The organism is Clostridium sp. JN-9 (genome assembly GCF_004103695.1).
Lineage (GTDB): Bacteria > Bacillota > Clostridia > Clostridiales > Clostridiaceae > JN-9.
Genome location: NZ_CP035280.1, coordinates 351,958 through 363,593, shown reverse-complemented (window position 1 = coordinate 363,593; position 11,636 = coordinate 351,958). Strand labels below are relative to the sequence as shown.

Here is an 11,636-nt window from a genome sequence, read left to right as displayed (position 1 = left end):
TCATCCCCCTTCCAAATTATTAATATATGCTTTATTAATGTCTTTCCATCTTAATTATATATATCTTTTAATAAAGTCTCTACATTAACATAATTCACCCGCGAAGGTAAAAATTAAATTACACTTGTGTATTGCAAAAATAGTGACTTAACTATAAATAAATGTGACCTAATTTAAATATAGTACAAAGTATGACTAAAATCAGCAACCGCTGCATAAAATATTTTAGAAATATAACTTTTGTGATAATATAAAAATATCACTGGAGCTTGTTTTATTATGGAAAAAAGAAGAGAACCAATGAGTGAAGGAAAAAAGAAAGATATAATCCCTGCATTACTTTATGAGTATGGCATCTAGTCTGTAGAGGATATCCCAAATGCCTTAAAAAATCTGCTTGGAGAAACCATTCAGCCCACTCCGCCATGAACATAATTTATCGTAACTATTCAGCTATTAAAATAATTTAAATTTACTGTTATTATTAATTTATTGAAAAAAAGCCTTCCATTTATCATTATTTTTTGGTATCATAAAGCCTGTCTTGCAAAAACTAATGATAAGGTGGTGACACATCGTGAGTGAAGGCCAAATCATCGAGATTTACAATCAAGGTGTATCTCAGGTTATAGGTGTTATTAAAGAATTATCAAATCAAATTAAAGAACTACAATCTCAAGTAGAAACACTTTCTAAAGAGAATAAGGCTCTAAACGAGCGTGTAAAATCATTAGAAAGCCAAGTCAACAAAAACAGTAGTAATAGCAGTAAACCTCCATCGTCAGATGGCTTTAAAAAGAAGACTAAAAGTTTAAGAACAAAATCAGGTAAAAAACCTGGCGGTCAAAGGGGTCATGAGGGAACAACATTGTGTTTACATGATACTCCTGATGAAATTGAAATTCACAATGTTGAATTCTGTACTGAATGCGGAGCATCCCTAAAGGATGTACCTCCTGAAAGATATATTGTTCGTCAAATTATAGATATACCAGATGTAAAAGTTAAAATTGTAGAGCATAGAGCAGAAGTTAAAATATGTCCTCATTGTAAAAGTAAAAATACAGCTGCTTTCCCAGAAGAAATAAAGAATACAGTTCAATATGGAGAACGCCTAAAAGCGATAGCTGTTTACTTAACTCAATATCAGTTGATTCCGTATAAACGTGCTGTTGAACTCATTGAGGATTTATTTAACCATCATTTAAGTCAAGGTAGTATGGTAACCTTCAATCAAGACTGTCATGATAATTTACAAGCTATAACAAATAGGATTAGAAATAGCCTTACCTCATCTACAGGAGCAGTTCATTTTGATGAAACTGGTATTTATATAGATAAAAAACGCCAGTGGCTTCATGTTGCTTCTAATAAAAATCTTACATATTATGAATGCCATGAAAAGCGTGGTAAAAAGGCTATTGATGATATTACAATACTTCCAAACTTTACTGGGACGGCAGTCCATGATGGTTTTAAAACTTATTTTAAGTATACTAACTGCAATCATGCTCTATGTAATGCTCATATATTAAGAGAACTTAATGGTATAACTGAATTACAAGGTCAAAACTGGGCAAAGCCAATGAAAAATCTATTGTTAGATATAAAAAAAGAAGTAGATTTAGCTAATAACAAACAAAATGCTTTACCTTTAGATAAAATTCAGGATTTTGAATCTAAGTATGATAAAATACTTAAAGCTGGCATTGACGAAGACTATGCTAAAAACATTGAATTATATTCTAAAAAGAAGGTAAAGAAAAGTGCCAGTCTTAATTTACTCAATAGATTAAATGGCTATAAGGAACAAATACTTGCTTTCATGTATGACTTTGATATACCTTTTGATAATAACTTAGCAGAACGTGATTTACGTATGGCTAAAGTTAAGCAAAAGATTTCAGGCACCTTTAGAAGTTCTGCTGGAGCTAACGCTTTTACTAGAATCCGTGGATATGTATCTACTGTAAGAAAACAAGGCAAAAATGCCTTGGATTGCATAAAATCAACATTTACAGTGAATCAATTTGATCCAACTTTGACGTAAAAGCTCCGCTTAAAAAGGAACGAAGTACCTCTTTTTGGTGAACCTAAAATTAATATTAACACCTTACTGTCAGATGCATAAGAATTTGAAAGTAAGGTGCTTTTTTATATACTTTTTAGGGTAACTGAATAGTTACAATTTATCACTAAATGTAAAAATTTAAAACTTACTTATTTAGTCTAACACTCACGTAGCAACAGTATCTCCATTAAATTGTAATTCACCATCAATAGAAATCATTTCATAAAAATAAGGATGGTATTCTTGTAAAAAAGTCTTTATTGTATCTTTATTAATATAGAAATTTAATTCTTCTAAGATTATAAATGAATTATTATACTCGCTTTTTTCTTCATTATATATTCTATAACCATAAGATATATCATTATCATCACCAGTAGAATTTAAATTCGCAAATCTAGTAAATTGTATTGTTACCATAATCTTCACTCCTCGTATAACTTATATAGGTAATTTTAGAACGCCAGTTCTCTTATATTTTGTACTAAGCTTAGTTAAATATACATACAAAATGTAGACGGTATAAAAGTCATAGCAGGATTATAACCCATACTATGACTTTTACTCAAAATTAAAATAACTGCATTCTTATCTATTTTTAATCCAATTTCTTATTTTAGTATTATAGCTATCCATTATTAAAAGAGTGGTATTGTCACTTTCATCCCTAATTAAACGCTCCCCATATAAATCATTTAATTCAGTTTTTATTAATATCATTAGTGAACATTGTTTCCTTTTACTAGCATTAATCAAATTACGTTTTGCCTCATTCAAAGATTCGTTTTTCTTTTGTATTCTAATAGAAATAGGCTTATTATTATAATATTCTTTTAAGAATCCATCAATCCCTTTATTTCTTTGCACTGGTACAGCATCTATACTTCTTAAAATATTGAGTTCTTCATCAGTTAAATTTTTATAGCTTGATTTTCCCTTTTCTAATAAATAAGAATTAGTTTTAATAGGCCTATCCAGCCTAGCAGACGATAATTCTACTGCATCTGGCGAAATATCAATCCCAATAAATCGCCTATTCAATAACTTAGCTGCTACTAGTGTAGTTCCTGACCCTACAAATGGGTCTAAAACAACATCATTTTCATCAGTGCAAATGTTAATAATTCTCTCAAGTAATAATATAGGTTTTTGGGTAGGATACCCAACTCTCTCTGCCGCTTTAGGATTTAGAAATGGTATTTCCCATACATCTGATAATGGAACCCCCTGTTTTGCCTTGCCAAGTATTGCCTTTCCATCTTTATCCTTCTTATATTCTGATTTACCATGCTCATTCCGTACTCTATCTTGTAATATTTGGTCAACATTAGTTGTTAAAGAATAATCTGTGTATATTGTATTGAATTTAAAGTCTTGTGTTTTACTATAAAAATATAAAGTTTGATGATTATTCAATAAACCCTTTTTAGAATTTGACCATCTTTTATAATTCCATATTATTTCACTTTGAAAATTATTATACCCAAATACATTATCTAATGCCATCCTTAAATGATGAGATGCTGATTTATCACAGTGAAGAAATATACTTCCTGTTCTTTTTAATACCCTAAAGCATTCTCTTAATCTTTCTTCCATATAGGCTCTATATTCATCTATGGAATTCCATGTATCATCAAATGAATATTGCTTTGAATTATCTCTCGATTTTAAAGTCTGCTCTTTTTGTGTAAAAAACGGTGGGTCTAAATAAACTAAATCAACACTTTCATCGTCTATTTCTCTCATTTTTTCGAGACAATCTCCAAGCAAAACACTCATAATATTATTATCACCTCTGTTTTTTAGCCACAATATCAGCTAATATGGCTTTCAAGTCTATTCCAGTAACATCCTTAATATACTTCCAAGCATCTTCTCCTGAATAGTATCTCCCACCTATCTCATTTTCATATAAATATTTTAATCTTTCTTGAATTTTAACAGCTTGCTTCCTATTTGGTTCAAAAAACATTATCCTAACAGGCATGTACCCTTTATTTTTAATAACTTTTACTCGATTATGTTCCTTAGTAATATGATCTCCGTCAGTAGTTGCATCTCTCCATTTTATTTCAAAGGCTACATTGTTAACTAAGCAATCAATTTCCACAGTTTTAGGATTACTAGAAAAAGTATTATCTATTTTAACTTTTGCTTGTGCTTGCGGATATTTGTGTTTAAAACAAGCAATTGTAGCTTCCTCTAAAAATGACCCTGCATACTTGTACAAAAATCTTCCTATATTCTGATATAAGTCAATTTGATTTCCCTGCTCATTTGATATTCCTAAGACGTTATACAGCATATAATGTGAATTATCATCTTCTTTCATTTCATTTATTCTACTATTAATTTGCTGTAATAAATCAAATGAATATTTATCTGATAAGATTTTTATTTTTTCGTAAAGTTCCATATTGTGCACCCCCATATGATATAAACATTAAAGTCTCATATATTATATCATATTAGAATGACAACTTAATAATAAATAATCTGCGATACTTGTACTATGATTCATCATATAGTACTTTAAAAAGCTTCGCTATTTGTGGTACGGTTCACCTTATGTAATTCTAGACTTTCTTGTAAACGGGAAAAACCCTCGACATTCCTGTCGAGGGTTTTTTGTCTAATAACTATGATATTGATACAATTTAGCGATGATTTCAATAGGAATATATCTTTTAATATCGCTAAATTGTATATGATTTCTGCTAAAAATTGCACACCCCTTTATTGATATATCTCTAATACTGGCTGGCTCGAGAGGACAAAACGAATGTCTTTTGAATTGTAGGTTGTCGGAAACATATCCACGACATTTTGACACTATCGGTAAGTGGGAACATATGGAGTTCATAATTTACCCCTATAGGTGAGTAACTGTACTTAGTATAAGGACAAGTTATAATTTTTTATCAATCATCATTGCAATGATATAAGCAATAACCATTATTGCTATACACCAAGCGAGGGCAATCCATATCTCATTTCCCACCGGCTTATTTGATAATAAATTGCGAATAGTCTCTACTATAGGTGTTACAGGTTGATTTTCTGCAAAAACACGTACTGTTGAGGGCATGGTATCTGTTGGTACAAAGGCAGAACTGATAAATGGTAAAAAGATGATTGGGTAAGCGAATGCCACTGCACCATCTGGTGTTTTAGCAGCAAGTCCAGCAATTACTGCAATCCAAGTTAAAGTAAGTGTAAATATCCCAAGAACTCCAAATACAGCAAGCCACGCTAAGATTCCTGCTGATGAACGGAAACCCATTAATAATGCAACAAGTATAATCACTATTACAGAAATTCCATTTGAAATTAATGAGGTTAATACATATCCCCATAATACCGTGGAACGCGCGATGGGCATAGAGTGAAAGCGTTCAAAGATACCACGCTCTTTATCTATAAATATACGGTAAGATACATATGAAATCCCACTGCCAATAGCCATTAACATTATACCTGGTAGTATATAATTAATATAATTTTCAGTACCTGTTTTTATTGCACCACCAAATACATAAACGAATAATAACATCATCGCAATTGGTGTGAGACAAACTGTAATAATTGTATCCATACTTCTGAAAATATGACGCATAGAACGTCCAAACATAACACTCATATCTTTGAAAAAATATTTATTTGTAGATTCCATTTATTTATTCTCCTCGTATAATAAGTTTATAGTCAGTTAAATGACTGCTATAAACTTATTTATTTTTATATTTTAGTATAGATAAGAAAGTATCTATGTTTTTCTGTGGGGATTCCCCCAATTCATTATTGCTATCTATTTTACATTCCTATCTATACAACTTACATTAACTATTTATAAAGGAATTTCCTAATGCTAAAATAGTCCTAACGGACTTTAGCGAAGGTTACTGCTGTATTCTCCTCGTATAATAAGTTTATAGTCAGTTAAATGACTGCTATAAACTTATTTATTTTTATATTTTAGTATAGATAAGAAAGTATCTATGTTTTTCTGTGGGGATTCCCCCAATTCATTATTGCTATCTATTTTACATTCCTATCTATACAACTTACATTAACTATTTATAAAGGAATTTCCTAATGCTAAAATAGTCCTAACGGACTTTAGCGAAGGTTACTGCTGTATTCTCCTGCAAAACATATTGTTATTGCCTAGAAAGCTTGCAGCCTGACCAGAGTATCAAATTCTGCTTACACAAATGTTGCATCTCCATTCGTAGCCACCAGCAAGGTATTTCGCTTGGTTGAATGCTGATTACGCGAGGTTGCAGTCAGTACTCTGGATTAGGATAATTCCTTTTCTAATTTCCTCATTACTTTCGAAAGGTGGTGATTTCATGAAGAAAGTAGATTACTTATCAACTCTATTTGTTGGTATCGATATTGGTGCGAGACAAAATGTTGTCTCTGCAATTAACTTTGAACAGGAATTTTTTATTAAAATGAAACCTGTTCCTAATACACAATCTGGTGCAGAACAACTAGAATCCATGCTCGTCAAGATACTAGAAAATAATATATTTAAGGTTACTATTATTGGTCTTGAGTCTACTTCATTTTATGGCGTGCATATAGCTAATTTTTTATCTGCAAGTGAAAAACTTGTGCCATATAAACCCTACGTCTACTGTTTGAATCCTAAGGAAGTTGCTAACTACAAAGATTCCTTTAATGCTCTTAACAAAAATGATGGCATTGACTCTTTTGTTATTGCTGATTTTGCAAGAGTCGGCAGGATTCATACTGAGCCTTGGCGTGGTTCTCAATACCTTGCCCTACAAAGGCTTACAAGACACAGGCTTCATATAGTTGAATGCTTAACCAGGGAGAAGACATATATGCTATCAAATGTATTTCTCAAGTTTAGCGAATTTGCTTTGTTAGATGGTGAAGAACATCCTTTTTCTAATAAATATGGTGCCACTGCTTCCTCTATCCTGACGGATTTTTTATCTTCTGAAGACATTGCAAATGCTTCCATAGAAGAACTTGTTGAATTCATCAATACAAAGAGTCGAAAGAGAATTTCTGATCCACAGATGACTGCTAAAATTCTTCAACAAGCTGCTCGTAATTCATATCGCCTTGATAAATGTTTGTATGAGCCATTAACGACTTCAATTGCATGCTCTTTTAACTGTATTCAGGCTTTTGAAAAAGAACTGAGTACTATTAATAAAGCCATTGAGAAAGCGGTTATGGGAATGAATCCTGTGGAATATCAAATTCTCATGTCAATCCCTGGTTTTGGCCCTGTTTATTCCAGTGGTATTCTTGCCGAATTAGGCAGTGTGCATGCATTCCCTAATAATGATGCTATTGCTAAATATGCTGGCATCGTATGGAAAGAAAATCAATCTGGTGATTTCAAGGCTGAAAATACGCCAATGAACAAAGCAGGTAACCGTTATTTACGTTATTATCTGATAGAAGCCGCTGGTAGTGTCATAAGACACGTTCCTGAATATCAAGCTTTCTACCAGAAGAAATTTGCTGAAGTGACTACACATCAGCATAAACGAGCACTCGCGCTAACTTCTCGTAAATTAATCCGTTTGATTTTTGGATTGCTGGCTAAAAATCAACTCTACTCTTCAAATAGAGTAGATTAATTATATAAGACACACGAACATACATTCTGATTTGACTGTATGTTTATTAGGGTTACCCTTTTTTTGAAGAATCATTTCATTTTCTTTTTATTTTGTTCTTGACATATTACCAAATTGCTTCTTACCAATGATTGTTAGAAATATTTCTTCCAATGTAGGTTGTTTCTCAATATACTCAACTTTTGCAGGTGGAAATAACTTTTTCAATCCTTCTAGTGTATCTAGAGCAATGATTTTTCCTCCATGGAGAATAGCGATTTTATCTGCAAGTTGCTCTGCTTCCTCTAAATATTGGGTTGTTAAGAATATTGTAGTTCCTACAGCTGATAACTCTTTTACAATCTTCCAAACTTCTAAACGTGCTTCTGGATCAAGACCTGTTGTTGGCTCATCTAGGAAAATAATCTTTGGATTCCCAACAAGACTCATTGCTATATCAATTCTTCTTTTCATACCTCCAGAGTAGGTACCAACTCTACGGTCTGCAGCCTCTGACATTCCAAAACGGTTAATTAACTCATCTGCTACTTGATTTGGATTTTTAAGATGTCTAAGTTTTGCTATCATTTGAAGATTTTCACGGCCAGTCAAAATATCATCAATAGCTGCAAACTGACCAGTAAGACTTATAGAGCCTCTAATGTCTCCTGGATTTTTTTCAATATCATAGCCATTAATCACAACACCTCCAGCATCTGCTTTAAGTGAAGTAGCCATAATTCTAATCATCGTTGTTTTTCCTGCTCCATTAGAACCTAACAATGCAAAGATACTTCCCTGTTCTACTTCAAAATCTACTCCTTTGAGTACTTCTACATCTTTGAAAGACTTCTTTACCCCTTTAATTTGTATAATATTTTTTCCCATTTTCTTTTCCTCCTCTAAAATATAGTAACCTTACTCAAACTTAAGCCTAATCCTTTCAATGCAGCTTGATTAATTTTATAAAGAAAGAGCCGACAACTGTGATTTCACTCACGGTTATCGGCTCTGCATCTTAGCGTCTGGCTCTTTGATAACTGATATATTCAGTTGTTTTGCATTAATTATCGTTTCCTGTTTACACTTAGGACAAAATAGCGGGAAGTTTTCAAGTACCGTATCAACCCCTATCTTAACCCGTGTTTTGTTGCCACAGATCGGGCATAATATCCACTCGTATTTACACACTCTACCATCCCCTACTTTGTTTTATCCGTAACCTTTTTCATGGCTTTGTTAACTTCTTGGTCAACAGATTTTTGATAGATGTCAGCGTAGGTTTTTGAACCTTTGATTAGATCGTCGCAGAAAGCCGCTACGTCACTGCCTGTTACTTCGAGTACGCCTTTTCCTATGGCTGCACCCTCTTCAAAAAGATCGATAATTCCAGAAAGCAATCCTATCCCTTCTGTTAGTTCAATAGGGCCGACCTTATAAAGATATTTTTGAATCTCTTTATAAACAATCTGATAATCTTTTGGGAGTGCTTTAACACGCGCCATGTGCGCTCTCCACTCTTTTTTGCCTTCGATGATATCTTGTATTCTCATTTTATCCTCCTATTTACCTAATTTTTTAGCGATATTATTGTTGAGCTGCTTGCGCCATTTGTCGCGAAAAGAATTTGCCCCATCGATACCAGCCAGCGCTGAACAGAAGCCTTTGATATCTTCACCCAAAACCTCTTTCACATTCTCACCATCTACCGCTGATTCTTCCAGCAATCCAAGCACACCATCAAGAATTGGCATCAGGTTTCTGCCGGTGAAATCTGAGTGCGACCAAAGATTAGCTTTGATTTGTTCCCATGCTGCTTGATACTCAATCGGCAGTTTTTGGGCACGTGATTCAAAAGCTTTAAATTCTTTAGTCATGTCGCTTCCCGTAACCTTTTCCCAAAAATTCATTACTTTTTCTCCTTTAACTCGTTAATTTTTGATGATACAAATTCCCATTTTCTCCAAAACTTCTGCAGTTCTTCACGCCCAGCATCGTTGAGCTTGAAAAACTTTCTAGGTGGTCCCATATCGGATGGCTTTTTTGTAATTTCAACCAGCTTGTTTTTCTCAAGCCGCACCAAAATGGTGTAAACTGTCCCATCCACAACGTCCGAAAATCCGAGGGCGTTCAGCTGCCGCGTGATTTCGTAGCCGTAGGTTTCGTTGCGACTTATAATTTCAAGTACGCATCCCTCAAGTACACCTTTAAGCATTTCCGTTAGGTTCTCCAGTGCAATCACCCCTTGCTATTCTGTATGACATGTATTTAGTATTACTTACTACACCTATATAGTATCACTGAATAGTATGGTTGTAAATAGATTTATTTTTAGAAACCAAAATATTTCCCCAAGTAATTCCTCATAAAATATTATAGCTAAAAAGTGCACCCACCTATCCAAAAATGCACACCCCTTAGTTAAAATCCATAGGTGTGTGCATTTTTCCCAGTAAGTTTTCATATTTTTAAATTCAAAACTTATTTTTAGCACCTTAATTTTCTCCAAAAAACACTGAAACCCACTGAAATCAGTGGGTTTCGTTTGTATCAATATTTGAGTTCTTATTTGGTGGAGGCGAGGGGACACCCTTTCCCATTGTTATCCAATGGTGCTGACTATATCTTTATCTTACAACTTCTGTAAGACACCCGGCATATTATAGAAGCAAAGTATAGTTTTAAACTCCTATCCTAGTATTCCTTAATAGTATATTGTTAACTAGTTATATAGATAGCTAGATATATAACTATATTAATGAAGGAATCTATAAGTCGATACAAGGCTGTTGAGTTTCCTCACATACCTCTCGGTATTACCGTCGCCATATTAACACGTTACGGTTTCACCGATAAAGCCGGGTTTTCACTTAGGAATCACTTCCTAAGGCGACTCTTATGAATCGAACCCCTGTCCGAAAGCAGTAACCCCTGAGCATCTCCGAGTGCATTCCTTAGTTTAACATTCCCTCTGTCTGACGCCTAAGGACAGGCTTCAGATTTCAGTAGCTTCATAAATTCCGTTTCTAACTCAAAGCTTTGTTAGACTCGGTACCCCGCTGTCGACGCCCATTCCTAAGCCGCGGGACTCAAAGGACGGACGTAGCAGAACTAAGCTGCTAAAGCTAAATTATCGTTTGCGTTTAAATTTAATCCCATAGTTTTTTAACGCGGGCCCACAGGTTCCCTCGACTCGCTTCTCAGACGCAACTCACCCCCGTCGAAACCAAGTACGCCCCCATGATTTCATTGGCAGGTAACAATGAATAATTAATTTACTCATTATTGCTGCATCGCAAACTAAATTATATTAAGTTTTATATTATCATCGGCATTTCTGCCGGCGAATACTATATTACATCAAAACAGATTATTAATCAATAAGTAAATACTTGTTATGTTTAATCTAATTGCATATACCACTAATATCTGGTTCGCTCTTTCATCTGTCTTTCTATATCTATTTTTGCTGCCTTTTCAAGCATTGCATCTCTCTTGTCATAATCCTTTTTACCTTTAGCTACAGCCAGATTTACTTTTACTCTTCCATTTTTCAAATATAGTGAAAGAGGCACTAATGTATAACCTTTTTGAGCTGTAAAACCAAGCAATCTGGTTATTTCACTTTTATGCATTAAAAGCTTTCTATCTCTTAAAGGATCCCTATTGTAGATATTACCATGTTCATATGGACTTATGTGCATATTTCTCACAAAAACTTCACCATTTACAATATCTGCATAGCTGTCTTTAAGATTTGCCCTTCCTGCTCTGATAGATTTTACCTCTGTTCCTACTAATTCTATACCGGCTTCAAAGCTTTCTTCTATAAAGTAATCATGGCGAGCTTTTCTGTTTTCTGCTAATGTTTTGTTTTTTCTTTCCTTTGCCATATAAACACCCACTTTTTTACTCTAGAATTATTTGACTAATATTAAATACTTTAGTAATTAATT

The 11,636-nt window shown here is 33.6% G+C and carries 12 protein-coding genes and 1 other RNA gene; 2 read left to right on the top strand and 11 right to left on the bottom strand.

What is annotated here, in order from left to right:
* Positions 1-577: 577 nt before the first annotated feature.
* Positions 578-2,050 carry an IS66 family transposase gene (locus EQM05_RS01780; RefSeq protein ID WP_128748030.1) on the top strand — a complete coding sequence of 491 codons (1,473 nt, stop codon included), beginning with the start codon at positions 578-580 and terminating at the stop codon, positions 2,048-2,050.
* A 186-nt stretch (positions 2,051-2,236) separates the two neighbouring features.
* Here EQM05_RS01780 and EQM05_RS01775 read toward each other — a convergent pair whose 3' ends face one another.
* From EQM05_RS01775 to EQM05_RS01760, 4 genes are all read right to left on the bottom strand, one after another.
* On the bottom strand, positions 2,237-2,491 hold the full coding sequence (locus EQM05_RS01775; protein ID WP_128748375.1) for a hypothetical protein: 255 nt from the start codon (positions 2,489-2,491) through the stop codon (positions 2,237-2,239).
* A 168-nt stretch (positions 2,492-2,659) separates the two neighbouring features.
* Positions 2,660-3,853 carry a site-specific DNA-methyltransferase gene (locus EQM05_RS01770; RefSeq protein WP_128748373.1) on the bottom strand — a complete coding sequence of 398 codons (1,194 nt, stop codon included), beginning with the start codon at positions 3,851-3,853 and terminating at the stop codon, positions 2,660-2,662.
* 10 nt (positions 3,854-3,863) lie between these two features.
* The gene (locus EQM05_RS01765) at positions 3,864-4,490 is read right to left on the bottom strand and encodes an ApaLI family restriction endonuclease (protein ID WP_128748371.1); all 627 of its coding nucleotides are present in this window, start codon (positions 4,488-4,490) and stop codon (positions 3,864-3,866) included.
* Positions 4,491-4,982: 492 nt separating this feature from the next.
* The gene (locus tag EQM05_RS01760) at positions 4,983-5,747 is read right to left on the bottom strand and encodes an ABC transporter permease (RefSeq protein WP_128748369.1); all 765 of its coding nucleotides are present in this window, start codon (positions 5,745-5,747) and stop codon (positions 4,983-4,985) included.
* Between the two features lie 679 nt (positions 5,748-6,426).
* On the opposite strand from EQM05_RS01760, the gene EQM05_RS01755 reads away from it, so the two are divergent.
* A complete protein-coding gene (locus EQM05_RS01755; RefSeq protein ID WP_128748367.1) occupies positions 6,427-7,701 on the top strand; it encodes an IS110 family transposase in 1,275 nt (424 codons plus the stop codon).
* 87 nt (positions 7,702-7,788) lie between these two features.
* Here EQM05_RS01755 and EQM05_RS01750 read toward each other — a convergent pair whose 3' ends face one another.
* The 7 genes from EQM05_RS01750 to smpB form a co-directional block, all read right to left on the bottom strand.
* The gene (locus EQM05_RS01750; RefSeq protein WP_128748365.1) at positions 7,789-8,568 is read right to left on the bottom strand and encodes an ATP-binding cassette domain-containing protein; all 780 of its coding nucleotides are present in this window, start codon (positions 8,566-8,568) and stop codon (positions 7,789-7,791) included.
* 114 nt (positions 8,569-8,682) lie between these two features.
* Positions 8,683-8,871, bottom strand: coding sequence for a cysteine-rich KTR domain-containing protein (locus tag EQM05_RS01745; RefSeq protein ID WP_128748363.1), 189 nt, complete (start codon positions 8,869-8,871; stop codon positions 8,683-8,685).
* An 11-nt stretch (positions 8,872-8,882) separates the two neighbouring features.
* A complete protein-coding gene (locus EQM05_RS01740) occupies positions 8,883-9,233 on the bottom strand; it encodes a DUF1048 domain-containing protein (protein ID WP_128748361.1) in 351 nt (116 codons plus the stop codon).
* Positions 9,234-9,242: 9 nt separating this feature from the next.
* Positions 9,243-9,590, bottom strand: a complete 348-nt coding sequence (locus EQM05_RS01735) for a DUF1048 domain-containing protein (RefSeq protein WP_128748359.1) — start codon at positions 9,588-9,590, stop codon at positions 9,243-9,245.
* Positions 9,590-9,895 (bottom strand): PadR family transcriptional regulator, encoded by a 306-nt coding sequence (locus EQM05_RS01730; RefSeq protein ID WP_128748357.1) that lies wholly within the window; start codon positions 9,893-9,895, stop codon positions 9,590-9,592. The genes EQM05_RS01735 and EQM05_RS01730 overlap by 1 nt, the downstream gene beginning before the upstream one ends.
* A gap of 684 nt (positions 9,896-10,579) precedes the next feature.
* Positions 10,580-10,911: a transfer-messenger RNA gene (ssrA, locus tag EQM05_RS01725) on the bottom strand.
* Positions 10,912-11,102: 191 nt separating this feature from the next.
* Complete coding sequence (gene smpB / locus EQM05_RS01720; RefSeq protein WP_128748355.1) at positions 11,103-11,573, bottom strand: SsrA-binding protein SmpB; 471 nt, start codon at positions 11,571-11,573, stop codon at positions 11,103-11,105.
* Between the last annotated feature and the right edge of the window lie 63 nt (positions 11,574-11,636).

Excerpts from the sequence above, each read along its gene's own strand:
- EQM05_RS01750 (WP_128748365.1), bottom strand. The coding sequence starts at position 8,568 with ATGGGAAAAAATATTATACAAATTAAAGGGGTAAAGAAGTCTTTCAAA.
- EQM05_RS01755 (WP_128748367.1), top strand. The coding sequence starts at position 6,427 with ATGAAGAAAGTAGATTACTTATCAACTCTATTTGTTGGTATCGATATT.
- EQM05_RS01765 (WP_128748371.1), bottom strand. The coding sequence starts at position 4,490 with ATGGAACTTTACGAAAAAATAAAAATCTTATCAGATAAATATTCATTT.
- EQM05_RS01760 (WP_128748369.1), bottom strand. The coding sequence starts at position 5,747 with ATGGAATCTACAAATAAATATTTTTTCAAAGATATGAGTGTTATGTTT.
- EQM05_RS01740 (WP_128748361.1), bottom strand. The coding sequence starts at position 9,233 with ATGAGAATACAAGATATCATCGAAGGCAAAAAAGAGTGGAGAGCGCAC.
- EQM05_RS01775 (WP_128748375.1), bottom strand. The coding sequence starts at position 2,491 with ATGGTAACAATACAATTTACTAGATTTGCGAATTTAAATTCTACTGGT.
- EQM05_RS01730 (WP_128748357.1), bottom strand. The coding sequence starts at position 9,895 with ATGCTTAAAGGTGTACTTGAGGGATGCGTACTTGAAATTATAAGTCGC.
- EQM05_RS01770 (WP_128748373.1), bottom strand. The coding sequence starts at position 3,853 with ATGAGTGTTTTGCTTGGAGATTGTCTCGAAAAAATGAGAGAAATAGAC.
- EQM05_RS01735 (WP_128748359.1), bottom strand. The coding sequence starts at position 9,590 with ATGAATTTTTGGGAAAAGGTTACGGGAAGCGACATGACTAAAGAATTT.
- smpB (WP_128748355.1), bottom strand. The coding sequence starts at position 11,573 with ATGGCAAAGGAAAGAAAAAACAAAACATTAGCAGAAAACAGAAAAGCT.